Raw genomic sequence first — 26,749 nt, 5'->3', positions numbered from 1 at the left:
CAGACCCTAGCGTCTCGCCATTAACGGCGCCTTACTCCGGCGGTGAAAGCCTTATTGACCCACGATCTGTGGCAGGGCCGCAAGATCGGCCGGTGTCATCTCGGTGGACGGACGATCAGCCAGCGCCGCCATCTTGACCGTCAGCTCCTGCGCACGCGGCGCATCCATCACGGCAAGGATCGGTGCCATCTTGCGAGGCGCCATGGTTTTGGCGACGCGCAGCAGCACATCCATGTCGAGATTGTTGAAGATATTGGCCGCATCCTTGGGCTTCATCGTCTCGTACATGGAGACAATGCCGGCAAACTGGCCGCTCTCCATTTCGGTGCGCTGGTCGACCAGAGAGGAGATCTGGGCTTCAAGCGCCTGCAGCGTCGCACTGCGTTCCTCGATGCGCTTTTCAGCGGCATCAACGATGGACGCACGCAGGGCCAGATCCTGCTCATACTGCTGCAACTCGTTGCGACGATTGGCGAGACGCGCCAGGAGCTGCTGTTCGGTAGCCGAGGTACCGTCATTGTTCGCCAGTGGCGTCGGCTGGCCATTGAGGTTGACCTGCATCGGCACAGCGTCACCCGATGGCAGGCAATCTGCGGTCATTCCGGGGGCAAAGCTGCCATCGGCCGGTGCGGCAGGCGCAGGCTCTGCAGCGGCACCGCCATGATCACCAGCCGCGGCCGACGAAGCCGGGGCGAGCACCAGCTCGCCGGTTTCGCTGAGGGTGGCGTTGGCCACAAAGCAATTGGTGCCAGCAGCCAGCGCCGTTACTGGCGTTGGCGCAACGGCAACCGGCGTTGCGGCAGCCTGTTCGGCGCCAGCGGCCGGAGCACCGTGCCCACCGGCAGCTGCGGCCGGGGCCTGCGCGCCAATGGTGGGTGCCGAATCCGACAGGGTTGGACTGGTATCTTCGATGGTCGGCTCGCCCGCCATGGTGGCGGAACCATCGCCGTGATCGGCCGCAGCACTTGGGGCGCTACCGCCACCCGCCGCCCGCGCCACGCCAATACCGGTCAGCACATAGCCGCCATTGGTGACAAGACCGAGGGTCTTGAGCACCAGCAGCGCGGCAACGGCCATCACGACAACGGGCAGCAGGCGAATACGGGTCACGCGGCGGCTCCACGGCTACGCACGCGGGCAGAAAGCTGCTCCAGCGCCGACTGCACCTTGTTTGGCTGCTCGACAGGCTCGATGGCCTGGCTATGGCGGGCAACGCTGGTGATCTTGGCGATACGTTCCATCAGTACCGTGCCGGCATTGACGTGGTTGGCCAGCTCGATGCCAAAGCGCTCGGCTTCTTCCAGACGGGAATTGAGCGCCAGATCGGCTTCGACGGCCGTGTGCTTGAGTTCCTTGATCGCCTGATTAGCCAGATTGGTAGCGCTGACCAGGTCAGCCACCATCTGGCGCATCATGTCCTTGTCCGCATGCAGCCGCTTGAGGCGGCCGTTGAGCACAATGCAGTATCCGATTGTCAGCGCGAGCAGAACCGCGACAGCGCTCTCGACAAATAGCCCCAGAGGCAAACCGAACATCATCGACCTTCCATTTTCTCGTCTAACGCCTCAAACGCGGCCATCGTGACCTTGGGCGGATTAAGTGGGCGGGAAACCCGCACCGATACGTGATTGCCGATATGGCCCATGATGGCCTCGGTGAGATCGACATCGCCGCAGCGCAGGCGCACCGGATCGCTGGGCGCGCGCTCGAACATCACCGTATCGCCGGGCTTCATGCCCAACATGCGCGACAGCGGCAGGTCCTGCTCATGCAGCACGGCTTCGATTTCGACTTCGGCAGAATAAATCTCGGTCGCCAGATGGCCTTCCCAGATCGGGTCGCGGCCGAACTTTTCACCCATGAACATCTGCAGCAGCTGTTCGCGGATCGGCTCGATGGTGGCGTAAGGGAGCAGGATTTCGATCTTGCCGCCGCGATCGTCCATCTCGATGTGCAGCTCGATCAGGATAGCCGCGTTGCCGGGCCGCGAGATCGCGGCAAAGCGCGGATTGGTTTCCATGCGCTCAAGCTTGAAGTTGACCTGCGTCACCGGCTCAAAAGCGCGATGGGTGTCTTCGAGAATGACCTCAATCATCCGGCGAGCCAGCGCCATTTCGATGGTCGTATAGGGACGGCCCTCGACGCGGATATTGCCGCCGACGCGACGACCGCCGAGTAGCACGTCGATCATCGAGTAGATCAGGCTGGAATCGACGGTCAGCAGACCATAATTCTCCCATTCCTCGGCCTTGATAACCGACAGAATGGCGGGCAGCGGGATCGAGTTCAGATAGTCGCCAAAACGCACCGACGAGATCGAGTCCATGGTGACTTCGACATTGTCGGACGTGAAATTGCGCAGCGATGTCGTCGCCAACCGCACGAGGCGGTCAAAGACGATTTCGAGCATCGGCAGGCGCTCGTAGCTCACCAGCGCCGAATTGATCAGCGCCTGAACGCCGGTCAGTTCGACATTGCTGCCGACGCTGGCGTCAAAGCCGAGCAGGCTGTCGATTTCGTCCTGATTAAGAACGCGGTCGGGACCGCCATCTTCGCCGCTGGTGCCTTCGAGCATCGCCGCCCACTCGGCAGCGGCGGCAGCTGCCTTTTCCTCTTCGGAGCCATCCGAAGAGTCAGCGGCCCCGTCGAGGGCCCAGTCGTCAGCGAGTTTGTCCTGGTCGGTTGGCCCTGCCATCACTGCACCAGGATTTCCTTGAAGAGGATCGACTCAACCCGCGATGGATAGATCGCAACATTGACGCGCCGAAGCAGCTCTTCCTTGAGGCGATAAACGCCAGCCGAACCTTCAAGGTCGGACTTGCGCAGCTCGCGCAGATATACCTGGAACGCGTCGACGACCTTGGCCATGCGCGGCTGGATTTCGACCATCATGGCTTCGTTGGCGACTTCGAGTGCCACGGTCAGCTTCATGAAGGCGCCAGAATCGCCTGCATTGTTGAGGTTCACGATCATCGGCGGCAGATTGAAGATGAAAGTGTGGGCAGCGGCAGCTGTCGCGCCATGACTATCCGCGGCAGCTGCGTGCTCCGCGTCGGCCGATGCCGAACCCGACGACAGGAAGAAGAACAGCCCCGCCCCACCCAACAGCACAACAATCGCTGCGGCGCCGATAATGATGAAGAGCTTCGGGATACCCTTTTTGACGGGGGCGCTTTCACCGATTTCAGTTTCAGCGGCCATGCCTACCTGCCAAATGCGCGGGAATCCGGACGATTCCGGCTCTTTGTCCAGCTAAGCGCCCGATGGTTAACGAATGGTTACAAAACACCCCAAGGCGGCAATATTTGCCGGGCAGCTTTTGCCCCATCAGGAAAAGCTAGCCCGGCACGTTTAACCGGAGCGCCAGCTTAAGCATCTGATTTTATTCAATTTCTCACCTTGGCATGGTTTCTGCAATGTAAACGTCGAGATCGCAGGCTTGGGGAAGCAGGCGGTTTCGGGGACGTTAACTTTCCGGGGACCGGCGATGACCGAGAACGCGCAACTGATCAGCCTCAGCCGGCAGATCGCGCTACAGCGGCAGATGGATGTGGTGGCCAACAACATGGCCAACATCAACACGACCGGCTTCAAGGGCGAGCAGCTGCTGTTCGAAGAGTTCGTCATGCCTGTCGCTCGCGACAAGGATTTCCAGCGCGCCGACCAGCCACTCTCTTACGTGCAGGACTGGGCGACCATCCACGACCTGTCCGGCGGCGCAATGGTGCAGACCGGCAGCGATCTTGACGTCGCGCTCAATGGCGACGGCTTCTTTGCCGTGCAAACCGCAGGCGGCGAGCGCTTTACCCGTTCGGGCGCTTTCCAGCTCAGCAATAACGGCACGCTGGTCGATCTCAACGGCAATCCAGTGCTCGGCGATGGCGGCCCAATCCAGTTTGGCCCCGAAGAAACCAATATCCTGATCGCGGCTGATGGTTCGGTCAGCTCCAGCGCGGGCGGCAAGGGTCGGTTGCGCCTGGTCGAGTTCGAGAACCCACAGGCGCTGAACCGTTTCGGCAATAACCTGTTCGGCGGCGGCACCCCGATTGCAGCGAGCAATACCCGCGCCATGCAGGGCTTTATCGAACGCTCCAACGTCTCGGGCGTCTCCGAAATGGCTGAAATGATCCGCGTCACCCGTGCCTATGAGTCTGCCGCCAACCTCGCCCAGAAGCAGGATGAGCTCCGTCGCTCGGCCATCCAGCGCCTCGGCGAAGCCAACGCGTAACCTGAGGATCCGCCATGAAAGCCCTGTATATCGCATCGACCGGCATGAGCGCTCAGGAACGCAACGTCGAAGTCATTTCGAACAATATCGCGAACATGCGCACGACTGGCTACAAGCGCCAGCGCGCCGAGTTCGAAGATCTTCTCTACCAGCAGATCACCCGCGCCGGTTCGTCCACTTCGGATCAGGGCAGCATGGTTCCAGCTGGTCTCGAAATCGGTTCTGGCGTGCGCACAGTGTCGACCCCGCGCGTCATGAGCCAGGGCAGCGTCAACCCGACCGACCGCGAACTCGACGTCGCCATTCGCGGCGAAGGCTTCTTCATGGTGCAGCTACCAGACGGCCGCACTGCCTATACCCGCGACGGCTCGTTCGAGCGTTCACCCGAGGGCGAGCTGGTCAATTCCTCCGGCTATTCGATCGATCCCGGCATTGCCATTCCCGGCACGGCGACATCCATCGCCATTTCGCCAGACGGCATGGTCAGCGCCCTCCTCAACACAGACGCGCTGCCGACCCAGCTTGGCCAGCTCCAGCTCGCCCGCTTCGTGAACAAGTCCGGCCTTGAGTCGATGGGCGACAACCTGTTCCTCGAAACCGGCGCCAGCGGCCCGGCCCAGGTTGGCGTGCCCAATACCGATGGCACCGGCAACCTGCTGCAGAATTATCTGGAAATGGCCAACGTTAATTCCGTGACCGAAATCGCCGACCTGATCGCTGCCCAGCGCGCCTACGAGATGAACGCCCGCGTTATCTCCGGCGCCGATCAGATGATGCAAGCCACCAGCCAGTTGCGTTGATCGGAGCCCTGACCATGATCCTGCGCTCAGCTATCGCCACCATAACCACCCTGCTTTTCACCAGCGTCGCTTGGGCCAATCCTGTGCTCAAGTCCGACATCCTGGTCAACAATTCCGTCGTCACTGTCGGCGACATGTTCGACGATGCCGGCGTCTCCGCTGAACAGGCGCTGTTCCGTGCGCCAAAGCCCGGCACGACCGGTGTCGTCAGCCTGTCGGATGTGAACGCGGCGCTCGCCCGAGTCGGCATCGTGGCCTTCAATGCCAATGGCCTCAACACAGTGCGCGTCACTCGCGCTGCCTCGGTTGTGGACGAAGAACTACTGTCCAACCTCATCGCGCAGGATCTCGCATCGCGCGGCATCATCAGCAGCGGCATGAGCGTCGATACGCTGTTCTCGCGCCCGATCCCGGCCTTTAATGCCGAAGCCGTCGCCACGCCCGCAACCGTGGTGAGCCTGCGCTATCTGCCCGGCAATGGCGCCTTCACTGCCCGCTTCGCCATTGTCGGCGTCGACCAGCCGCTCGACGTCAGCGGCACGATCGAACTGATGATCGATGCGCCACACATCACCGCCAACCTTGCCGCTGGCACGATCCTTTCGGCCGAAAACGTGCAGATGCGCCCGGTGCCGCTGCGCTTTGCCGAAAGCACCGGCGTGGCGCAACTGGCTGACGTGGTCGGCAAGTCGCTGATCCGCCAGAGCCGCGAAGGCATGATGCTCAAGCCCGCCGATGTCGCGATCCCGCAGATGATCGCCAAGAACGACCTCGTCACCATCTATTTCCGCCAGGGTCCGATGACGCTCACCGTCAAGGGGCAGGCCATCACCAGCGCCGCCTCGGGCGGCCCGGTGCAAGTTCTCAACCTCATGTCCCGGCGCGTCATCAGCGCCACCGCCATTGCCGCCGGCGCCGTCGAAGTCAGCGCCGATCCGCTGTCCGTCGCAGGCCTTTAAGTCTTCAGGAGACCAGACAAATGAACCTCTTCAAACTCGCCACCCTCCTGACGCTGACAGCTGCCCTCGCAGCCTGCAACACGACGGACCGTCTGGCCAATGTGGGCCGCGCGCCAGCGCTGACCCCCATCACCGACCCAACGACTACCGCCGGCTACCAGCCAATCCACATGCCAATGCCTGAGGCGATTGCTGACACTTATCAGCCCAATTCGCTCTATCGCACCTCGGCACGCGGCTTCTTCAAGGACGAGCGCGCCCACCGCGTCGGCGACATCCTGACCGTGATGGTCACCATCGACGATAGCGCCAAGATCGCCAACACCACCCAGTCGGGCCGCACCTCGAGCAACACTGCCGGCATGGGTGGCATCCTCGGCTCTGCCGTCAAAGACCTCAGCGGTGGCAGCATCGATCCAGCGGCAGCCGTGGCGTTCGACTCCGGCATGAGCAATCGCGGCAATGGCTCGGTGAATCGCTCGGAAAGCCTCGCCACTTCGGTTGCAGCCGTCGTCACCCAGATCCTGCCAAACGGCAATCTGGTGATCGAAGGCCGTCAGGAAGTGCGTGTGAACTTTGAAGTGCGCGATCTGATCGTTGCCGGCATCGTCCGCCCATCCGATATTCAGGCCAACAACACCATCGCCTCGTCCAAGATCGCCGAAGCCCGCATCGCCTATGGTGGTCGTGGCCAGATCACCGACGTGCAGCAGCCCCGCTATGGCCAGCAGGTCGTGGACGCCATTCTGCCGTTCTAGTCAGCAAATCCCCATCCCCTGTCGCACATTCCCCCAATGGTGCGGCAGGGTTGTTACGGGCAAAGCCAGAAGGCTTTGCTCTCGCCGAATCCAGAATAGATTTCGGCTCCTCCAAGAGGCGCAGTCCCCCGGCTGCGCCTCTTCCCCATTCAGGCGCTGATTGCGCGGCGACCACCGTCGACGGCGGGCATGATGGCCACGTCCTTGAGGAATGCGTGCAGCAGCCGATTGAACGCCATGGGCTGTTCGAGGAATGGTGCGTGGCTGGCGCCCGTGATCGATTGGCAGGCCGAGCGCCACAGATTGGCGTAGTGGATGCTCTCGATATAGCTGCGGCGCACAATCGGATCGTTCTCGCCATTGATCATGGCGATGGGGATTTGATTGGTTTCGACTTCGCGCTTCTGGTCCACCCCATCGCCGCGCAACATGCTGCGTAGGAAGTTGCTCCGCAAATTGCCGTCGCTGCGCAGAATCGAGGCCAGCACCTCCGGCGAACCGCTCTGATCAAAGCACAGCCGCATATATCGCTCCGCATCGCGGGCGGTGAACCGCGCCTTGGACGCCAGCAGCATGTCCCAACGGGTATGAAAACCGATCAGGCTCGCCAGCGCGCCACGCCCGACAGGCGGTGTACCGGCCAACACAAGGCCGGCAATGTCATTGCGACGAGACGCCAGTTCGATGGCGACATGGCCGCCCAGCGACCAGCCAAACACCACCGGACGAGACAGTTCCAACTGCGAAACGACGGAATCAACCACCTGCGCCAGGCCGCCAATGGTGTAGGTCGCGTCTGGCTGGGTCGCATTATCTGACTGGCCATGCCCCGGCAGGTCGATGGCGGTGATCTGATAGATATCGGCAAGCTCGCTATCGAACTGGCGCTGAAACACATCCTTTGACGCGCCAGAGCCGTGCAAAAGCAGCAGCGGCATGCCCTTACCGCAGCTTTGACGCACAGATATTTCAAGGTCGTCGACGTGGATCGCAAAATCGGAGGTGGACATGGGTGCCCGAGGCTGTTGAATTCGCCTCAGCATACCGAGGGACCTCTAAGAGGCGGTTTGTGAATAGCGTTAACAAATAGCGGAGTTGCGTCGTGGCCTTTGTCCTTGATCTACTGGTGAGCCTGGTCGGCCTCGGCGTTTTTGCCCAGCATGTGTGGGCATTGCGCGGGCACTTCGCTTCCAGCCACATGACCAACGGCGCCCGCGCCATTTCCGGCGGCGCGCTTTTGTCATGCCTGATCATGCTAGCCCTGGTCTGGACGCGGTCGCAGCCGATTGGCGCTCAGATCGCCGGTATCGCCATCATGCTGGCAAGCCTGACGCTGTTCTGGTCGGCCGTACGCGCCTCCGCCGAAGCCCGGCTGCGTTTTGCCTTCGACGAAGCGCTGCCGCAGTCGCTCGTCACCATCGGGCCTTACCGCCGCATCCGGCACCCGTTTTATGCGTCATATCTGGTGTTCTGGCTCGGCTGGGCGCTGTCGACCTGGTCGCTTTGGTCGCTGCTGCCCGTCATCCTGATGGCGGTGCTCTACACTATCGCCGCCCGCTACGAAGAGGGCCTGTTGGGCCGTAGTGGCATGGCAGAGGCCTATACCGCCTATCGGCAGCAGGCGGGCCTGTTCTGGCCCAAATTCTGATCTAACCAACCTCCAATTACCCTTGGCAGCAGCGTGTGAACATCTGCGCCGAACAAGGAGCCGTCATGTCTTTTGAAAAACTCGATCAACTGGGTCGCAAGCTCGAAGCGCTGGAACATGCGCTGTCGATCCTGGGGGCCGATGAGGCAACCCATATGGCCGTCGGTGGCGGCGAAAAGCGGGCCGAGGCCATGGCCAATCTGGCCGGCATGTATCACGCGCAGGCCACAGCACCCGAGATCGCTGACTGGATCGAAGCCGCCAAGCCCGAAAGCGAAGACCAGACACTGGCTCTAGGTGAATTCAAGCGCCAATATATCAGCGCGACATGCCTGCCGACCGAGTTTGTCGAGCGCCAGACCGCGGCCACCATGCGCTCCGAGCAGCTGTGGCGCGAGCTGCGCGCCAAGGGCGATTGGGACAGCTTCCTGCCGGCGCTTGAAGGCGTCGTTGCGCTGGTCCGCGAAGAATCCCAGCTGCGCGCCGAGGCAATGAACCTTGCGCCCTACGACTCGCTGATGGAGCAGTTCGACCCCGGCAATCGTACGGTTGAGCTGGACAAGGTATTCGGCGATCTCAAGGGTTTCCTCAAGGGCTTTGTGCCCGAGGCGCTAGCCGCACAGGAAGAACGCCTCGCCAAGCGCCCGCGCAAGGCACTGAGCGGCCCCTACCCGATCGAAAAACAGCGCGAGCTTGGCCTCGCCGCCATGCGCGCCGTTGGTTTTGATTTCACGCATGGCTCGCTGGCGGTGTCGCACCACCCATTCTGTGGCGGTGTGCCGACCGACGTGCGCATGACGACGCGCTATCGCACCGATGAATTCCTGTCTTCGCTCATGGGCGTGTTGCACGAAACAGGCCACGCGCTCTATGAGCAGGGCCTGCCCAAGGAATGGTCGCATTGGCCACTGGGCAAGGCGCGCGGCATGGGCATCCACGAAAGCCAGAGCCTGTTCGTTGAAATGCAGCTGTCGCGCAGCCCCGAATTCTGGGATTTCGCGCTGCCACTCGTGCATCTGCATCTGGGCGCAGACGCGATCCCAGGCTGGGAAGCGGCCGATATTCTGAACGAAGTGAACTATGTCGAACGCGGCTATATCCGGGTGGATGCCGACGAGGTCACCTATCCGCTGCACGTCATCCTGCGCTACGAACTGGAACAGGACCTGGTCAACGGCAAGCTCGAAGCCAGCCAGATCCCCGAAGCCTGGGACGCCAAAATGACCGAATATCTCGGTATCTCGACCATCAACGACCCCAAGGATGGCCCGATGCAGGACGTGCACTGGCCGGCCGGCTCATTCGGCTATTTCCCCAGCTATACCCTCGGCGCCATGATCGCCGCCCAGCAATGGGCTGCGCTGGAAAAGGCACAGCCGGGCGTGCGCGACGACATTCGCAAGGGCGAGTTCGGCGGCGTGAACCAGTGGCGCGCCGACAATATCTGGTCCCAAGGCTCCCGCTGGTCGACACCAGACCTGATCACCCGCGCAACGGGCGAGCCGCTGAACGCTGACTTCTTCAAGGCGCATCTGAAGAAGCGGTATTTGGCTTAGGTTTCTGCTGCTTCACCTCTCCCTTGGGGGAGAGGTCGACCCTCTTGGGTCGGGTGAGGGGGCCTCACTGAATGAGGTGCGTGGGAAAAGGCCCCCTCACCCGTCGCTGCGCGCCGACCTCTCCCCAAAGGGAGAGGTGAAGCAGCCAAACTTGACATCCCAGCCCCGCAGCCTATCTTTGCCCCACCCGCAGCACTGACCGGACGGTATTTATGGATTCCACGTTGAACGACTGCTTCGCTTGCATCGCTCACCTGGATTCCGCCTATGTTTGCCTCCGTAACACTGCACCAGCTTTCTCATTCTACGCCCGATAACACGCCGCTTTTCACCGGTCTCGACCTCTCGTTCGGCAATGAACGCACGGGGCTGATTGGCCGAAACGGCACGGGCAAATCATCGCTCCTTCGCATCATCACCGATCAGCTCAAACCCTCTGCCGGTTCGGTATCGGTGCAGGGCAGCATTGGCATGCTTGGTCAATCGGTTCAGGTCACAGAGGACTCAATTGTTGCTGACCTGCTCGGAGTCAGAGAGGGTCTGGCCATGCTGGACCGGCTGGAGCAAGGCCTCGGCTCGATCGATGATGCCGGCGAGGCAGACTGGAGCCTGCCAAGCAATATCGAAGCGGCGATGGCCAGCGTTGGCCTGCCCAACTATGCCTTTGACCGACCGCTGGCGACGCTGAGCGGTGGTCAACGCACGCGTCTCGCGCTGGCCAAACTCGTGCTGGCGCAGCCCGACATTATCCTGCTCGACGAACCAACCAACAATCTCGACGCCGATGGACGGCAGGCCGTGGTCGACTTGCTGCATCGCTGGCGCGGCGCGGCAATCGTCGTCAGCCACGACCGCGCCTTGCTGCGCGAAATGGACGCCATCGTCGAACTGACGACGCTTGGTGCCAAGGTCTATGGCGGCAACTGGGACCACTATTCCGAGCGCAAAGCACTGGAACTCGCAACGGCCGCCCAGGATTTGGCCTCCGCGGATCGCAAAGTGGCCGAACTCGACCGCAAGATTCAGGCAGTAGCCGAAAAGAAAGCTCGCAAGGACAGTGCAGGCAAACGCAGTGCGGCCAAGGGGGGCGCGCCCAAAATCCTGCTCGGTGGCATGAAGGACAATGCCGAAACGACCAGTGGAGAAAATGCCAGGCTCGCAAGCCGCCTGCGCGGTGATGCGGCAGACGCCGCCAGCAAAGCACGCGCCCGCGTTGAAGTGCTGACCCCATTGACCGTCGCATTGACGCCGAGTGGCCTGCCGACCGGGCGCACAGTGCTGCAGGTCGATGGCCTGAGCGGCGGGCCCGATGCCGAGGCGCCAATTATCCACAATCTGTCCCTGACGGTTATCGGCCCAGAACGGGTGGCGATCACTGGTCCCAATGGCTCCGGGAAGACGACGTTGCTGCGCCTGTTGACGGGCGCCCTGCCCGCCAGTTCCGGCGTGGCGAAAATCCTCGTGCACTTTGCCATGCTGGACCAGACCGTGAGCCTGCTCAATCCAACGCTGAGCATTCGCGACAACTTCCGCGCGCTGAACCCGGACGCCGACGAAAAGACCTGTCGATCTGCGCTGGCGCGCTTCATGTTCCGCGCCGACGCGGCTTTGCAGATCGTGGGCACGCTGAGCGGTGGCGAAATGCTGCGCGCCGGGCTCGCCTGCACCATTGGCGGCAATAACCCGCCGCAGCTGCTTATTCTGGACGAACCGACCAACCATCTCGACATCGAGGCGGTGGAACAGGTCGAGGCTGGACTACGCGGGTTTGATGGGGCGCTGCTGATTGTGAGCCATGACGCCGATTTTCTTGATGCCATAGGCGTTGAGCGGCGGATTGAACTATCCGTTCCATAGGTCATTGATTTTCTTATACTAAATCAAGAACCATCCAGTTTGAGATCTCCGTCCATGCGGGGATTTCGCCTTTTATTCTGCCCTGCCCGCACATTTTTTTGATGATGAACGAATTCTGAATTCCGGGTTCAGACCCGGTTCCGGCTCACCTGTTTAAACCAACAGTCATCGGCAAGAAGCGTTCTGAGGGAACGTAGCCAAACAGGAGAAACAAAATGAAGCGCATCGTCATCACCACCGCAGTCGCCGCACTCCTCGCCATCTCCGCAGCCCCAACAATGGCCGCAGGCATCTTCGTCAACCAGTTCGGTTTCGGCCAGAGCGCCGGTGGCCAGCAGAGCGGTTCGGGCAACACTATCGGCATCGACCAGACCGGCATCTGGAATGACACTATCGTCAAGCAGTTCGGCAATGGCAACGTTGGCGCGGTTGGCCAGAACGGCTTCAACAACGGCGCAGATGTCTGGCAGCAGGGCAATGGCAACGCAGCAGGCGTCGGCCAGTTCGGCAGCAACCACAATACGATGATCACCCAGGACGGCAACGGCAACATCGCCGCCGGTGTGCAGGTCGGCAACAACTGCAACGCCAATGTGAACCAGGCTGGTTCGGGCAATGTCACCGCCTTCGTGCAGGCCTGCCCCTGATCGGTTCTGACGTGAATTGCGGATAGCCGGAAGGGCTGACCCTTCCGGCTGAACGCTCATCCAAAACCCCATTCCAGGAGGATCTCATGACCACAAGTATCAAGACTATCAGCGCGATCGGCCTGCTCGGCTTCGGCCTCGCCGCCATTGTCGCAACCACCAGCCTGGCCAATGCAGGCGCCCCGTCAGACACCTGCGGCTATGTCACCAGCACCCAGAACGGCATGCTGGTCATCGAAGGCGCCGTGCTGAGCGCTGTTCCGCTGCAGGGCTCCTACACCTTCCGCCTGCAGAGCTCGAGCGGCGGCGGCAGCTCCAATATCAGCCAGGGCGGCAATTTCACCGCCATAGCCAATCAGCAGACAGCTCTGGGCAAGGTGATGATCAATGCCGGCTCAAACTACAAGGTCGACTTCAGCGTATCGGCCAACGGCCAAGCGTTCGACTGCAACCAGGAGGTTGCAAACCTGCGTTGAGCTCAACAACATCAACCACTTAAAAGGGCTCCAGGCGACTGGGGCCCTTTTTATTGCGCGCGCAGAGGTAATTTTCGCGGTGAACGAATTATGAATACGCCGCTCCGGATCGGTTCAGCCGGCGGCTCCTAATCTCTGGTCATCGGCTGGAACACCCCAGCAAACACAGATCAGAACCCAACAGGAGAGACGCCATGACCACCAAGTTCACCAAGACACTCGTAGCCGCCCTTGCTGCCGCCGTGATCGGCGCCGCCAGCCTCACCGCACCAGCCATGGCCGGTGGCCAGATTTCGGTAAACTTCACCCCAACCGACCCAGATCAGCAACAGGCCCTCGGCCTCGGGCTTGGACTGTTCTCGCTGTTCCAGGGCATGAATTCGACCGGCGCCAATGTCATTCAGAACGGCAATGGCAACCACGCTGGCGGCAGCCAGAACGGCTCTGGCAATAATGGCGTGATCCTGCAGGACGGCAATGGCCACACCGGCACCGTCAACCAGAACGGCAACAACAATAGCTGCGGCCTGTTCCAGTTCGGCCAGAACACCAACGCCTCCTGCGCCCAGAACGGCAATGGCCAGTCGAGCCTGACCACCGTGTTCGGGTTCTGAGAGCGCCTTGAGACCTCATGGTGAGCTTGTCGAACCAAGAGGTCGGGAACACACATCGCGCGACTATCCATCGGGCCCTTCGGGGCCCGTATCTATTGGCTAGTTCAGGAACACAGTAACCGTATCCCCTCGCCCCTCGGCATCCACCACCGAGAGCGTCACATAGCCCGGACCATCGGGCGCCCAGGCGCTTTGCCGGGCAAAGTCGGGGCGGCCAATCGGCGCCCCATTGGCGAAATAGGTGAAGGGCGGCACGCCATTGCGCACCTTGACCGTCAATGGCGCGCCATAGCCTGAGGCAAGGCCCAGATCGAGGTCGACGCCATCAGTGGGGAACGCAATCTGCGGCGCGGCCTGACGGGCGACAATGGACTCGTTGGGATGGCGGAACCGGCGCAGTGGCATAGGCAATTCAGTGTTGGACGCAAAAATCGCGCCCTGCGGCGCTCGTGGCAGCGGCGCCTTGCGATTGCCGAGACGGTCAAACGCTTCAAAGAGGATTGGCGCAGCGCCGACAATGCCGGAGAGACCGGGCACCGGCGCGCCATCGGGACGTCCGACCCAGACGCCAATGACCGTCTTGCCATCAAATCCAATCGCCCAGCCGTCGCGATAGCCATAAGAGGTGCCAGTCTTGTAAGCGATGCGCCCCGGCGAACCGTTGAGCGGCGGCGGCACGTCCGCAAGAATGTCCGAGACATACCAGGCCGAAACCGGGTCAAGCACCGGCGCCGAATTTGTGACGGCGGGCACGGGCCGGACGCCGTCATGCAGTTGCACCGGCACACCGCCATTGCCGATGGCGGCATAGACCGACACCAGATCGCGCAGCGTGATACCAACGCCACCAAGGCCTACGGCGAGACTCGGGGCCGTATCAACCGGCAGGCGCGGATCGGCATAGGCGCGGCGCAGGCGGGACACGAGGCGCGCCGGACCCACGGCATCAAGCACGACCACGGCAGGGATATTGAGCGATTCCGTCAGCGCATCGTGGATGGTGACGGTGCCGCGGCTGAAGCCATCGAAGTTGACCGGCACATAGGAGCCAAAGGCAGTTGGCCGGTCGTCGATAAGGCTTTGCGGATGGGCCAGACCCAGCTCGAAGGCCAGCCCGTAAATCAGCGGCTTGAGTGTCGACCCCGGCGAGCGGATGGCCGTGGTCATATCGACAAAACCAGCGCTTTGCGTGGCAAACAGGCCCGCGGAGCCGACCGAAGCAAGAATTTCGCCAGTGTCGATATCGGCGGCGACAATGGCGACGGAGACGCGGGGATCGAGCAGACGCGCCCGGCCAGCGGCCAGCCGTTCCAGCGCATCCTGCAGACGCTTGTCGATGGTCAGTTCCACGCTGCGAGCGGTGGGTTGGAGGCGCACGGCCTGCTGCGCCATGTGGGCGGCCAGCATCGGAAATTCGCGGCGCGCGATAGGAACGGGTTCACGTTTGGCGGCGATGGCCTCCTCTTCGCCCAATGCACCCAGCGCAAAGAGACGATCCAGCACCATATCGCGACTGCGTTGTGCGGCCAGCGGATCGCGATCCGGCCGACGTGCCTCGGGCGATTGCGGCAAGGCAACCAGCAAGGCCGCCTCGGCGGTGGTCAGCCGGGTCGGCTCCTTGCCGAAATAGGCAAGGCTGGCGGCGCGAATACCCTCGATATTGCCGCCATAGGGCGCAAGCGTCAGGTAGAGATCAAGGATCTGATCCTTGGTGAGTTCGTGCTCGAGCCGGTCGGCATGCACCATCTGGCGCAGCTTGCCCCAGAGATTGCGCGTCGGCGCCCCTTCCACCAGCCGCGCCACCTGCATGGTGATGGTCGACCCGCCGGAAACGACATTGCCGCCTGCCCCGATAAACTGGGCGGCAGCGCGGAACATCGAACTCCAGGCGATGCCGTCATGCTCGGCAAAGCTGCGATCTTCGTAGGCGATCAGCATGTCGATAAAGCGCGGATCAACACCAGTGCGGTCGACCGGCAGCCGCCAGCGGCCATCACGCGTTGTGAACGGACGAAGCAGTGCACCATCGCGATCGGTCACCGACACCGAAACCGGCAGCGTCGCCAGATCAGGCGTCGGCGGCAGCGTTCCGGCGATACCGATGATCGCCGAATTGAGCTGGATAATGCCGGCAACGACGACAACGAACAGCGAAAAACCGCCAATCGTCAGCCACCGCGCCCACGAGGCGGGCCTTTTTTCTTCACCTCTCCTTTCGGGGGAGAGGTAGACCCGCAGGGTCGGATGAGGGGGCCTGTCTTCGCTCTGAGTCAAGGTAAGGCCCCCTCACCCGTCGGCTTTGCCGCCGACCTCTCCCCCGAAGGCAGAGGTGACCCGGTGTAAACCCCGACCGTCAGCGGACGAGGCACTCGCAGCATTCCGAAAAGGCACGGCAACCCATCCCTCATGGCCCGGTCGCGGTGACCTCGATGCTGCCCGAGACTCCGTTGGCGCGGAATTCGGGGCGATACATGTCTTCCACGGTCGTGCCTGGCAGGACGAATTTGCCGGGCGAAACAGCACGTACCAGATAGGCCGTCGTGAAACTGCCGGGATCAGAGAAGAAGCGGAACGCCGCCACATACTGATCCGTCCGTGATTCCACATGGGCTGCGCCATCGAGCGTGACCCAGCTGAAATCATTGGCACCGCCACCTGCCGACAGGTCGGGGTTCTCGATTTCGAACCCAGCTGGCAGCGGATCGGCCACCACATACTGGCCAGAGCCAAGCTGCTGTGGCGTCACCTTGATCACCACAACGAGACGATCGTTCTGGGATAGCGGCGCCGCCTGCGGATCAACTTCGGTGCCGTCCGGCAGATAGTAGGTCCGGACCACCGTAAAGCCATCGCTCGAGGCCTTGGGTGCAGTAGCGGGATAGCCAGTGACCGTGACCTTGGCCTCGGTGGCCGTGGTGCCGGTATTGGCGATCTCGACCGGCGCGTAATCGAGTTGATCATAGGCGCGATAGGTCTGGCCGGTCAGGGCCTCGCCATTGAGCGTGACCGAGCCATCGGTGCTGGCAGCGCCAAGAGCAGCGGCGGCCAACAGCGTCCAGCTGTTTTCCTGCGTCGAAGTATAGGTCTTGCGATCACGCAGCTTCGCCAACTGGCTGGTCAGAGCCGTCAGGTCCACACCCTCGGGCTTGAACTCGGCAGCAAGGGCCAGCACACCAGCCGTATCGCGCAACCGCGTACCATAATCGGAACGGTATTTCCGGCTGTTGTCGGGCTGTGCGAGGGCTTCCAACGCGGCCGCAAAGGCCGAGTTGGCGCGTGTCGTATCGCCATAGAGCGCCAGCGCCGCACCAAGCTGCGCCTTGGCCAGCGGCGAACCGAAGGCCGAGAGACGTGCTTCGTGGTAGTAGCGCAGGTCGCCCATGGCGGCCCGGCCAGCGCGGGCCAGATCGTAGAGCGCATAGGCCACGTCTTCGCCGCCATTGTCGAAGTCGGAGGCGTAGGACAGCTGGTTGGAGAGGTTATCCAGCGCACGGGTTAGCGACTGCTCCGGCACCGCGTAACCGGCCGCTTTGGCGCGCAGCAGGAAGTCGGTGACAAAGCCATCGAGCCACATGTCGCCGCCGTCGAACGGCCCCCAGAGGCCGAAGCCGCCGCCCGAGCTTTGCTTGGCCAGCACATTGGCAATCGCGCTGGTCACAGTCTCGTTGAGCTTGTCGTCGCCGGCGGTGCCAATAAGCTTGGCAACGTCGTTGAGGTAAAGCAGCGGCAATGCACGGCTGGAAAGCTGCTCGGCGCAACCGTAGGGGTAACGATCCAGCGACAGCAACAGGCCGGGCACATCGAGGCGGGACAGCGGGCCGATGGCCAGCGTCATCGCACCGGTGTTGGACATGTAGCTATCGAAGAAATCGGCGCCGACAGTGACCTTTTCGCCTGCCGGAATAGGCAGCACGCGACTGGTCGTGACTGGAGCACTGATCGGGCGGACGCCGAGGAGAAACTCCTTGGTCTGCGTCGATCCATCGGGTGCAGTGATCGTCAGTACAATCGGCCAATCGCCAATCGACACGCCTTTGAGCCCCAGATTAAGGGACGTTCTTGCGCCTTCGTCGAGGTCGAATTCCTGCTTTTCGGCATCGGTCGAAATGCCTGTTCCGGTCGACAGCGCGACGGAATAGGTGCCCGCCTTGCCGCCGACATTGTTGACTTCAACCAACAGGCGCGACGCGTCATCGACACGCAGGAACCGTGGCGGGCTGAGCGTGACCACGACCGGATCGCGAACGATCACATCGGCTGAGGCATGACCCACCGCATTGGTGGTCCAGGCCATGGCCATGATGCGCACGGTGCCGGCAAAGTCGGGCATGTCGAAGGTGATGGTCGCCTTGCCTTCGCTATCGACCTGCACGATACCCGAATGCTGGGCAACGAGCACCGATGTCGGCGGAGGCGTGCCGGTGCGCGACGAACCGCCGTCACCGCCAGAGCGCAATGCGCCAGCCAGGCCCTGGGTCGGATCGATCAACGAGCCATAGAGATCGCGGATGTCCATGCCGAGCTGACGCTGGCCGAAATACCAGCCATCTGGATCGGGCACCTTGAAGTTGGTGAGGTTGAGAATGCCGAGATCGACAGCCGCAACCGCGACATAGGCCGTCTGGCCAGCCGCGAGATTGCCGACCTCAACAGTGGTGGTGAAGCTCTGGCGCGGCAGGGTGACCTGCGGCGTTTCCAGCTTGATATCAAGCTTACGGTCACCCGGATCGACATCGGCGAAAGCCAAACCCAGCGCACGCGATGGCATGCGTTTTTCGGCAGCATTGGACGGACGATAAAGGATCGCCGTCACATAGGCGCCGGGGCCCCATTCGTCGGTGACTTCGAGCGGAACCGTGGTGCCGTCTTCAGGAACGTCCACCGCCTGCATGGCGATGACGCGGTTGTCGACGACCATGATCAACGCCGTGCCCGCAAACTGCGGATCGAGCTTGAGATTGGCGGTCTCGCCAACGCGATAGCTGGTCTTGTCGAGGGCGACCTGCAGCGTGTCCGGCGTGTCCGAACCTGCATCGGCGTAGTAATAGCCGGCGTAGAACTCGTAGCTCGACGAGGTGCCATCGCCATTGATTTCAACGCGATAGAGGCCCCAGTCGACATTGGCGCCGATCGTGGCAGGACCGCCGTCTGGCGTGTCAACGCTGCCGGTGCCGACCTGACGCGTGGTGGTCAGGGCTTCCCACTGCCAGGTGCTGCCGTTGCGATACCACTGATAGGTGGTTTCAACGCGGGAGATGCTCCACTCAAGGCCCGTGCTGGCGACCGCTTTGCCTTCTGGCGAAACGGCGACGATGTTGAACTGCGCCTGGCTGCCTTCGCTGAGACCCGTGGCATCGCTGAACACCGGCTTGATGCCGATGCGGTTGCCGCTCGCGAGCACCGGGCGGCTGATGCTGCGCTCGATGCTGCGGCCATTGGTGTCGACCAGGCGCAGCAGCAACTGGGCCTGCAGCGGACGGGTGGTGACCTGTGGCTCGGGAATGGTGATTTCGGCCACGGCATTGCCGGATTCGTCCGTCGTGCCGACAACGCCGAGCGGTTCGCGATCGGTTTCGATGGTGTCATCGAGACGACCAAAGGTGTAGCCGGCAAAACCATCCAGCGTGGTCACCGGGCGGATGATGGCATCGGCCTCGATGGCAAGGCCCGGCGCCGTGGCGCCATAGAGATACTTGGCCGCGACATCGACATCGGTGACGACGCCGGTTTCAAACGGTGCCTCCGACGCGGTGATATCGAAGGCCAGACGCTCGGGCTCGAAATCTTCGACGAGGAAACTGGTGCTCGACAGCGATTCGGCCTTTGGGTCGGCATAAAGACGCGCCGTCCACGAGCCGCGCATGGCTTCGGCAACCATGGGCAGAGCAACGAAGTAGCCGCCTGCACCCTGATCATTGAGCAGCTGCTTGCTGGCAACAACGCCATCGGGGCGCTCGACTTCGAGGGTCAGCGGCAAGCCGTTGACGGCATTGGCGCGTTCATCGCGAAGCAAGGCCGTGAGGTAGACCGTTTCGCCGGGGCGATAAACGCCGCGTTCGGTGGTTGCAAACACATCAAGCGGACCGGGCGACGGACGCCCTTCGACGCCGCGATCAGTCAGATCAAAAGCCGGACGCGACAGATCAAGGAAGGCGTAATCGCCATCGGCGGTCTCGGCGACGAGCAGTTGTGGTGCCCTGCCCCCGGTACCGCGCGCTAGACCGGGCGCAAAGACCGCACGGCCATCGGCATCGGTGGTGGTTTCGGCCAGGATTTCGTTGTTGACCGCAACCAGACGCACGGTGGCGCCAGCTTTTGGCTGCGCATCGGTCAGGCCGCGCACAAAGGCATGGACGCCATCATCGCCCGCAATGGTGGTGAGACCGAGATCGGTGACGATGAACCACTGGGTCGCAATGTCGGACCAGTATTCGGTGTCTTCGCTCTTGATCTTGGCGGTGATCACATAGGCGCCAGCCGGCATGTCGCCCAGCACGTCGGCAACCGGAATTGCCGTGGTGGTCAAAGCGTTGGGCTGGCTGCGGGCCAGATCGACCTCGCCTGACCAGACCTGCTCGCCGACGCGATCGGCGATATCTTCAGCACCGTACTGGGACAGGTTGCCCTGGAAAATGCCGTCACGGACGGCGGTGGCGACCGAGCGGTCACCAATCCGGTAGATCATGACTTCGGCGGTTTCGGCATTGACCGACGTGATCGGCAGGCCGCCGCCGAGACCGGCAGGCATCACATAGGCATTGTTGGCAAAGCCGACGAAGGGCGCGCGATCGGGCACATAGACGTCGAGCACCACATCCTTGAGCAGCGCTTCGCCATCAGCAGATGGCAGGCCGGCGCGCAGGCGGATCGAATAGCGGCTGCCATGCTGCAGGCCATCGACACAAATCTGGTTCGGCTCGGTTTCGACCGATGCCTGAGGCGTATTGGCGACCACGACATAGGCCGACAGATCGGTGGACCCGGTTGGCAGCGGATCGGAGAACACGGCGCAGATGCGTGGCGACGCCGCTTCGGCATCGACCACATGGTCGGTGATGCGGAAGCCATTCTGGGCGACCACATCGTCGAGGTGCTCGGCCACGGCATCATTGGGCGCAAGGCTGAGGCTCAGGCGATAGGTCGCGATGACCTCGCGCCACATGGTGCGATATTCCATGCCATAGGCCAGCGTCGCCAGCGCGTCAGCCCGATCCTGCGGCTCGGTGGAGCGCAGGAATGCGTTCATGGCAGCTGATGTAGCGACGCGCGCGAGTTCGCTGCTGTTGTCGCCTTCAGACTGGCCGGCCACCGCATCGGCACGCGACAACGCGGCCTGTGCCAATGCCTGCCAGACGCCCCGATCATTGGGATTGATCGCGAGAGCCTGACGATAGGCGACGATAGCGCCAGCCAGGTTTTCCTCAGCAACAGCCTCATCGCCCGACGAAACGAGATCGGCATAGGTCACCTTGGGCGGCGGCGCGTCGGTCTGTGGCAGGTTGTCGGAGAAATAGCGGGCATCATCAATGATGCTCTGGGCCGGGAATGGGAGCTCGGCCTGACGCGCTGTTGCGGTCACCGCTGGAGATGGCGCGCGGCTGATCCGACCCGACGTCGCGCCGTTGAACTGAACCTGTTCGCCGGCGGCTCCCTTGAGGAAGCACCACTTGGACTGAGCATTGAAGGTGAACGCGCGACAGATGTTGTCGTCGGCGCAGGCGGCCGTGCACGCATCAAGATCGGTGTTCTTGACGATGGCATAATCCGAGCCCGGAAGGTCGCTATTTTCGAACAGCGTAACCTTATGGTCAGCTGCCTGCGCAACCGGCGCGGCAAACGCCATTGCAACCGCGAGCCCAAACCAGCCCAGCTTCGTGACGAGGCGACACATGTTGTTCTCCCAAGCTCAACGGCTCCATATGCCCGCGAAGCTGAGGCCGAAGCAAGGCAACAAACGCAGGATTTGAACGGCCACGGAGAGAATAGCAGCCACATATTGTAACGCGGATGACAGCTTAGGATCGTTATCCCACAGCTTGCGTAAACCGACTCTCTCGCGAGCTAAACCCGCCAAGCCAAACAAAAAGGCCCGCATTGCTGCGGGCCTTTGATATCTGTGTGACGCTATGACTTACTCGTCGCGATAGACCTTTTCACGACGCTCATGCATTTCCTGGGCTTCAAGGCTCAGGGTTGCGATGGGGCGGGCGTCGAGGCGGGCGAGCCCGATTGGATCGCCGGTTTCTTCGCAATATCCATAAGTGTTGTCGTCAATGCGCTTCAGCGCAGCATCAATCTTGGAGATCAGCTTGCGCTGCCGGTCACGGGTACGCAGTTCAAGCGAACGATCGCTTTCAGAACTGGCGCGGTCGGCCATGTCCGGATGGTTCTGGCTTTCTTCCTGAAGGTTTTCGAGGGTCTCCCGGCTCTCTCGAAGAATGTCCTCCTTCCAGGCATTTAGCTTGGCCCGAAAGTACTCCCGCTGGCGCGGGTTCATGAACGGCTCGTCGTCACTGGGCCGGTATTCAATTACTTCTGCAATCGAAGACATCAGTAGACTCAACTCCAATGCACCCTTGGCGCCTATATATGCGTGTAGTCACCCCCCGGCAAGCACGCATACTGGAGGCTGATTAACATGCTAAAGGCCCCGCATGCAGGGGCATAAGCGGGATTGACAACATTTTGATGACCCGGACTTAGCTGCCCGGAAAGCGCCCGAATTTGGCAAGTTCGACTCGCACCCGCAGCTCTATATCGTCGAGCAGGGAATCAAGACCGGGCACGGAACGCTCCCGTACATCGCCCAACATGGCTGCTAGACTGTCGAGCCGGTCGAGGCTGACTTTACCCACGAGCAGGTCTGTTTTGATCTCGTCAAGCACATCAAGCAACGAAGCGCCGCGACGGACGGCCTTCTTCTTGGCAGTCAAAGGACCATCAACGGACTGCAAGGCAAGGATGGCATCAATGCCGGCAGCGGACTGAACTGGTGCATTTCCGGCAACCCGCGCAGGCGTCCCTGCCCCGGCCGGCACGAAATCGACACCCAAGCCGGTACGGCGCGCAGCACTGCTGCGGCCAACGCCTGATGTTCGATTGTTTGTGTCGATGCGCAAGCTGGGACTCAAATCGGTTTGCTGCCGTCCCCGGCAAATTCTGCCGACATCCGTTAACAGCGCATTAACGAACCCGGCAAGAATTGCTTAGTGAGGCTCGGATGGTTGGCTCCAATCACCTCAATGCCACACGATCATCAATGAAATCAGCATGTTAGACAGGCCATCACAAAGTGGCACGGTTTTCGCAATGTGACCGCCGAACGTCGCGTCATGGGGATGATGCGGCACGACGACGGGGATGAACGATGACCAAATCACTGCTGCGAAAGCTGATAGCCGGGGCGCTGACCCTTGTTACCGTCATGTCGCCCGTTATCGAGGCACAGGCCGCAGCGGCTCGGATCAAGGACATCGTCGATTTCGAAGGCATCCGCGAAAACCAGCTGGTTGGCTACGGCCTGGTGGTTGGCCTCAATGGCACCGGCGACAGCCTCAACAACTCCCCCTTCACCAAGCAGTCGCTGCAATCGATGCTTGAACGCCTTGGCGTCAACACCGCCGGCGAGAACGTCCGCACCAAGAATGTCGCGGCAGTCATGATCACGGCAAACCTGCCACCATTCGCCACCCAGGGCTCGCGCATGGATGTGTCCGTTGCCGCGCTGGGCGATAGCGGCAGCCTGCAGGGCGGCACCTTGCTGGTGACGCCATTGCTCGGCGCCGACGGCGAAGTTTACGCAATCGCGCAGGGCCCGGTGTCGATCAACGGTTTCAAGGCGCAGGGTGACAGCGCCACAATTATTTCCGGCGTACCGACAACCGGCCGCATTTCCTCCGGGGCGCTGATCGAACGCGAAATTGAGTTCCGCCTCGGTGCGCAGACCTCATTGCGTCTGGCGCTACGCAATCCAGACCTGACCACAGCGCGCCGCATCGCACTGGCGGTCAACGACTTCATCGGCGTGCCAACCGCGACGCCGGAAGACCCCGCCACCGTGCGCATCACCCTGCCTCGGGGCTTTAACGGCAATATCGTCGACCTGCTGACCGACATTGAGCAGTTGATGGTCCAGACCGACCAGACAGCCAAGATCGTCATCGACGAGAATTCCGGCATTATCGTCATGGGCAAGGATGTGCGCGTCTCGAGCGTTGCCGTGGCCCAATCGAACCTCACCGTCACCATCGCCGAAAACCCTGAAATCGTGCAGCCGGCGCCGTTCAGTCAGGGCGTGACGGCGGTCGAGAACAACACCCAACTCAATGCCAATCTGTCCGAGACGGCACTGGCAGTGGTCAATGAATCGGTGACGCTGCAGCAACTGGTCGACGGCCTCAACGCCCTTGGCATCTCGCCGCGCGACCTGATCGCCATCCTCCAGGCCATCAAGGCCACGGGCGCCCTGCAAGCCGAAATCGAGGTTCTGTAATGGTCGACGCAATCAAGCAGGCCGGCTCGACGCTCACCCCACACCAGATCGCTCGCGTGCGCCAACAGGCCGAGGAATTTGAGGGCGTGTTCCTCAACACCCTCACCAAGGAAATGTTCTCCAGCCTCAAGACCGACGACAGCGCCATGGGCGGCGGGTTCGGCGAAGAGACCTGGCGCTCGATGCAATCGGAAATGATGGCCTCCGCCATGGCCCAAAATGGCGGCCTCGGCATTGCCGAACAACTCCTGCCCGACCTGCTCGCCATGCAGGAAGTGGCCAACAAACAAAACACTTTGCCGGGAGCCTATAAATGACCGCAGCTTCACGCCTTGCCGCCCTCGATAGCCTGCCGGCAGACGAACTGTGCCAGATGGCTGAAATCGCCCTGGCCGCTCTGGTCGATGTGATGAACCAGGAAACCACGCTCCTGCGCGCCGGCCACATGCGTCAGGCCAGCACAATGACGCCCGACAAGACCCGCCTCGCACAGGACTATGTGACCTTTGCTCGCTCGGTGCAGCGTCAGGGCAGCCGGCTCAAGTCCCAGGCCCCCGAGGCCGTCGAACGCCTCAAGCTTGGCCATGCGCGCTTGGCAACCCAGATGGCAGAGAACCTGCGCGTGCTGGCAACAGCCCGCACCGTCACCGAAGACCTGCTCACAGACGTCGCCAAAGTCGTTGGCCAGCAGAATAAGGCCAAGACCTATGGCCGAGCCGGTACGATGGCAACAGACAACGCCAATTCCGCGCGCGGCATCGCCATTAACAGGGCACTCTAAACAACACACAAATTGATTCAAATCAGCTTGTTTGGATCAATTTGGCTGAAACGCGCGTTGTCCTAGTTTCTGCCGTTAAAGGCGTCAAAGGACAGTGTTATGTTGACAGCAATTCTACCTGACCGCCCGGTCAGCTCGACGAGCCTCAGCGAATCCGTTCGTCCACCCAGCCGTACGCTGGAAGTGACACCCGTTGCGCCGCCACCACCAGTCGAATCGCCAGCAGCGCAATTGCGGGATCGTCCGCCGCGTGAGCAGGCCAAGCAGGATTTCGAGCCGCCAAGTTCCGGCACGACGTTCGCAGCAGCGGTCCTTGCCGGCGCCCTCGCCCCGCGGCCAGAAACGCTGCAACAGCTCTATGCCCGGATCGGCACCAGCTCGATTCCCGAAGCTTCGGAACTGCGCCTGCGCGATCTCAAGGTTTAGTCGCAGCAAGGCCAGCGAACGCCAATTGGGGCCCACGGCAAACGCTGTGGGCTTTTTGCTGCTCATCGCTTGTTAACCGAGGCACGAAATCGCGCATTTTCAGCGGTATTGAGCAATCAAATTAAGAATTTTTTATCGGGCAGGATGCAAGCATCAGCAGGTCTCAGAAGAGGCGTCAAAAAATTTCTACGAGTATCCTAGAAAGGGAACTTGAAAATGGCTGATATCACTCTCTCGAAGTCCGTCCGTTCCAACCTGCTCAATCTCCAGCAGACAGCTTCGCTGATGGGCAAGACCCAGGAACGCCTTGCGACCGGCAACAAGGTCAATTCGGCACTCGACAATCCGACCAACTTTTTCACTGCCGCTTCGCTCAAGAGCCGCTCGTCCGATCTCAACCTGCTGATGGACTCGGTCGGCAATGCAGTTCAGACCATCGCCGCTGCTGACAAGGGCATTTCTGCAATCACCAAGCTGGTTGAATCGGCTCAGTCGACAGCTCGCCAAGCCCTGCAGACTGCGGAAAAGGTTGTGACCACTCCTGCCTCCGCTGGTACCGCTGCCCAACCTGCTGTTGCGCATGCTCCAGTTGCGGGCGGAGCACTGGGTACACTTGCCACCGGTTCGTTTTCCATCAATGGCACAACGATCACCACCGCAGCGTCAGACGACATAACCAGCATTATCGGCAAGATCAACGCGGCATCCGGCACCCACGGCGTTACTGCCTCTAACAACGGCACCGGGATCACGCTGACTTCGTCGATCACTGGAACCGGCAACCCCAATGGCAACATTACTCTGGTGGACACGACAGCTGGCACCCTGGCCACTATCGGCCACGCGGCTGGCACGAACACTGGTACTGCTCCCGTTGCGGCCGTCCCTCCCACTGCAGAGGTCAGCGGGCCGAACCCTAAGCGCGCCGAATTGGTTACCCAGTACAACGATCTGCTGACCCAGATCGATCAGTTGGCCAAGGACTCCGGGTTCAATGGTGTCAACCTTCTGACGGGTGATAATCTTCAAGTTATCTTCAATGAAGATGGCTCGTCCAAGCTCGACGTCACGGGTAAGAATATCAATTCCGCTGGTCTGGGCCTGACAGCAGAAGCTTCCACTGCGTTCGATACCAATGCTGGCATCAACGCGACCCTCGCAAAGCTCAAGGCTGGTATCGAAACACTCCGCACTGAGTCCTCCAAGTTCGGTTCGAATCTGTCGGTTGTGCAGACCCGTCAGGACTTCACCAAGAACATGATCAACGTTCTTGAAACCGGCGCTGCCAACCTGACCCTGGCTGACACCAACGAAGAAGCCGCAAACCTGCTGGCCCTTCAGACTCGTCAGTCGCTGTCGACCACATCGCTGTCGATGGCTTCCCAGGCCGACCAGAACGTGCTGCAGCTGCTCCGTTAATCGGCGCTGTACATCAACTGAAAAGGCGGGCTCCGGCCCGCCTTTTTGTTTGTGCCGATGACGCTGAAAAGCGCCGCAAATAGCGCTA

At 61.5% G+C, this 26,749-nt stretch carries 24 protein-coding genes; 15 read left to right on the top strand and 9 right to left on the bottom strand.

Going from position 1 to position 26,749, the window contains the following annotated elements; translation table 11 throughout:
- Positions 1-51 precede the first annotated feature (51 nt).
- From ABIE28_RS04995 to ABIE28_RS04980, 4 genes are read right to left on the bottom strand one after another with little or no spacing between them, the layout of a single operon-like run.
- The gene (locus ABIE28_RS04995; RefSeq protein ID WP_354060701.1) at positions 52-1,110 is read right to left on the bottom strand and encodes a MotE family protein; all 1,059 of its coding nucleotides are present in this window, start codon (positions 1,108-1,110) and stop codon (positions 52-54) included.
- The gene (locus tag ABIE28_RS04990) at positions 1,107-1,535 is read right to left on the bottom strand and encodes a DUF6468 domain-containing protein (RefSeq protein WP_354060699.1); all 429 of its coding nucleotides are present in this window, start codon (positions 1,533-1,535) and stop codon (positions 1,107-1,109) included. The genes ABIE28_RS04995 and ABIE28_RS04990 overlap by 4 nt, the downstream gene beginning before the upstream one ends.
- Positions 1,535-2,695 (bottom strand): flagellar motor switch protein FliM, encoded by a 1,161-nt coding sequence (fliM, locus tag ABIE28_RS04985; RefSeq protein ID WP_354060697.1) that lies wholly within the window; start codon positions 2,693-2,695, stop codon positions 1,535-1,537. Before fliM ends, ABIE28_RS04990 begins: the two co-directional genes overlap by 1 nt.
- Positions 2,695-3,201 carry a flagellar basal body-associated FliL family protein gene (locus ABIE28_RS04980; RefSeq protein ID WP_354060695.1) on the bottom strand — a complete coding sequence of 169 codons (507 nt, stop codon included), beginning with the start codon at positions 3,199-3,201 and terminating at the stop codon, positions 2,695-2,697. The genes fliM and ABIE28_RS04980 overlap by 1 nt, the downstream gene beginning before the upstream one ends.
- Positions 3,202-3,487: 286 nt before the next feature.
- Here ABIE28_RS04980 and flgF point away from each other — a divergent pair, with 286 nt between their 5' ends.
- From flgF to flgH, 4 genes are read left to right on the top strand one after another with little or no spacing between them, the layout of a single operon-like run.
- Positions 3,488-4,228 carry a flagellar basal-body rod protein FlgF gene (gene flgF, locus ABIE28_RS04975; protein WP_354060693.1) on the top strand — a complete coding sequence of 247 codons (741 nt, stop codon included), beginning with the start codon at positions 3,488-3,490 and terminating at the stop codon, positions 4,226-4,228.
- A 14-nt stretch (positions 4,229-4,242) separates the two neighbouring features.
- On the top strand, positions 4,243-5,028 hold the full coding sequence (flgG, locus tag ABIE28_RS04970) for a flagellar basal-body rod protein FlgG (RefSeq protein WP_354060691.1): 786 nt from the start codon (positions 4,243-4,245) through the stop codon (positions 5,026-5,028).
- Between the two features lie 14 nt (positions 5,029-5,042).
- On the top strand, positions 5,043-5,987 hold the full coding sequence (flgA, locus tag ABIE28_RS04965; protein ID WP_354060689.1) for a flagellar basal body P-ring formation chaperone FlgA: 945 nt from the start codon (positions 5,043-5,045) through the stop codon (positions 5,985-5,987).
- 20 nt (positions 5,988-6,007) lie between these two features.
- Positions 6,008-6,745: a flagellar basal body L-ring protein FlgH gene (gene flgH, locus ABIE28_RS04960; RefSeq protein WP_354060687.1), complete on the top strand. Its 738-nt coding sequence runs from the start codon at positions 6,008-6,010 to the stop codon at positions 6,743-6,745.
- 149 nt (positions 6,746-6,894) lie between these two features.
- Here flgH and ABIE28_RS04955 read toward each other — a convergent pair whose 3' ends face one another.
- Positions 6,895-7,755 (bottom strand): alpha/beta fold hydrolase, encoded by an 861-nt coding sequence (locus ABIE28_RS04955; RefSeq protein ID WP_354060685.1) that lies wholly within the window; start codon positions 7,753-7,755, stop codon positions 6,895-6,897.
- A gap of 92 nt (positions 7,756-7,847) precedes the next feature.
- Between ABIE28_RS04955 and ABIE28_RS04950 the strand changes: the two genes are divergently transcribed.
- The 6 genes from ABIE28_RS04950 to ABIE28_RS04925 all read left to right on the top strand — a co-directional run bounded on the left by ABIE28_RS04950 (position 7,848) and on the right by ABIE28_RS04925 (position 13,543).
- A complete protein-coding gene (locus tag ABIE28_RS04950) occupies positions 7,848-8,393 on the top strand; it encodes a methyltransferase family protein (RefSeq protein ID WP_354060684.1) in 546 nt (181 codons plus the stop codon).
- Between the two features lie 65 nt (positions 8,394-8,458).
- Positions 8,459-9,949 carry a carboxypeptidase M32 gene (locus ABIE28_RS04945; protein WP_354060682.1) on the top strand — a complete coding sequence of 497 codons (1,491 nt, stop codon included), beginning with the start codon at positions 8,459-8,461 and terminating at the stop codon, positions 9,947-9,949.
- A gap of 267 nt (positions 9,950-10,216) precedes the next feature.
- Positions 10,217-11,806: an ABC-F family ATP-binding cassette domain-containing protein gene (locus ABIE28_RS04940; protein ID WP_354060680.1), complete on the top strand. Its 1,590-nt coding sequence runs from the start codon at positions 10,217-10,219 to the stop codon at positions 11,804-11,806.
- Between the two features lie 215 nt (positions 11,807-12,021).
- Complete coding sequence (locus tag ABIE28_RS04935; protein WP_354060678.1) at positions 12,022-12,453, top strand: curlin; 432 nt, start codon at positions 12,022-12,024, stop codon at positions 12,451-12,453.
- Positions 12,454-12,539: 86 nt separating this feature from the next.
- Entirely contained in the window at positions 12,540-12,929 is a 390-nt protein-coding gene (gene csgH / locus ABIE28_RS04930; RefSeq protein WP_354060676.1) for a curli-like amyloid fiber formation chaperone CsgH, read from the top strand.
- Between the two features lie 194 nt (positions 12,930-13,123).
- The gene (locus tag ABIE28_RS04925) at positions 13,124-13,543 is read left to right on the top strand and encodes a curlin (protein WP_354060675.1); all 420 of its coding nucleotides are present in this window, start codon (positions 13,124-13,126) and stop codon (positions 13,541-13,543) included.
- A gap of 99 nt (positions 13,544-13,642) precedes the next feature.
- On the opposite strand, the gene pbpC is transcribed toward ABIE28_RS04925, so the two are convergent.
- From pbpC to ABIE28_RS04905, 4 genes are all read right to left on the bottom strand, one after another.
- Positions 13,643-15,817, bottom strand: coding sequence for a penicillin-binding protein 1C (gene pbpC, locus ABIE28_RS04920; RefSeq protein ID WP_354060673.1), 2,175 nt, complete (start codon positions 15,815-15,817; stop codon positions 13,643-13,645).
- Between the two features lie 130 nt (positions 15,818-15,947).
- A complete protein-coding gene (locus tag ABIE28_RS04915; protein WP_354060672.1) occupies positions 15,948-21,434 on the bottom strand; it encodes an alpha-2-macroglobulin family protein in 5,487 nt (1,828 codons plus the stop codon).
- Between the two features lie 240 nt (positions 21,435-21,674).
- Positions 21,675-22,094, bottom strand: a complete 420-nt coding sequence (gene dksA / locus ABIE28_RS04910) for an RNA polymerase-binding protein DksA (protein WP_354060670.1) — start codon at positions 22,092-22,094, stop codon at positions 21,675-21,677.
- 148 nt (positions 22,095-22,242) lie between these two features.
- Positions 22,243-22,662 carry a flagellar assembly protein FliX gene (locus ABIE28_RS04905; RefSeq protein ID WP_354060668.1) on the bottom strand — a complete coding sequence of 140 codons (420 nt, stop codon included), beginning with the start codon at positions 22,660-22,662 and terminating at the stop codon, positions 22,243-22,245.
- Between the two features lie 305 nt (positions 22,663-22,967).
- Here ABIE28_RS04905 and ABIE28_RS04900 point away from each other — a divergent pair, with 305 nt between their 5' ends.
- The 5 genes from ABIE28_RS04900 to ABIE28_RS04880 all read left to right on the top strand — a co-directional run bounded on the left by ABIE28_RS04900 (position 22,968) and on the right by ABIE28_RS04880 (position 26,661).
- A complete protein-coding gene (locus ABIE28_RS04900) occupies positions 22,968-24,035 on the top strand; it encodes a flagellar basal body P-ring protein FlgI (RefSeq protein ID WP_354066401.1) in 1,068 nt (355 codons plus the stop codon).
- The gene (locus ABIE28_RS04895) at positions 24,035-24,352 is read left to right on the top strand and encodes a rod-binding protein (RefSeq protein WP_354060666.1); all 318 of its coding nucleotides are present in this window, start codon (positions 24,035-24,037) and stop codon (positions 24,350-24,352) included. Before ABIE28_RS04900 ends, ABIE28_RS04895 begins: the two co-directional genes overlap by 1 nt.
- On the top strand, positions 24,349-24,816 hold the full coding sequence (locus ABIE28_RS04890; RefSeq protein ID WP_354060664.1) for a hypothetical protein: 468 nt from the start codon (positions 24,349-24,351) through the stop codon (positions 24,814-24,816). The genes ABIE28_RS04895 and ABIE28_RS04890 overlap by 4 nt, the downstream gene beginning before the upstream one ends.
- A gap of 99 nt (positions 24,817-24,915) precedes the next feature.
- Entirely contained in the window at positions 24,916-25,242 is a 327-nt protein-coding gene (locus ABIE28_RS04885) for a hypothetical protein (protein WP_354060662.1), read from the top strand.
- Between the two features lie 216 nt (positions 25,243-25,458).
- Positions 25,459-26,661 (top strand): flagellin N-terminal helical domain-containing protein, encoded by a 1,203-nt coding sequence (locus ABIE28_RS04880; RefSeq protein WP_354060660.1) that lies wholly within the window; start codon positions 25,459-25,461, stop codon positions 26,659-26,661.
- The last annotated feature ends 88 nt before the right edge of the window (positions 26,662-26,749 follow it).

Origin of the sequence: Devosia sp. 2618 (genome assembly GCF_040546815.1) — a bacterium.
Classification (GTDB): domain Bacteria; phylum Pseudomonadota; class Alphaproteobacteria; order Rhizobiales; family Devosiaceae; genus Devosia.
The sequence above is the reverse complement of the archived record's forward strand: the minus strand, read 5'-3'. Positions and strand labels throughout refer to the sequence as shown.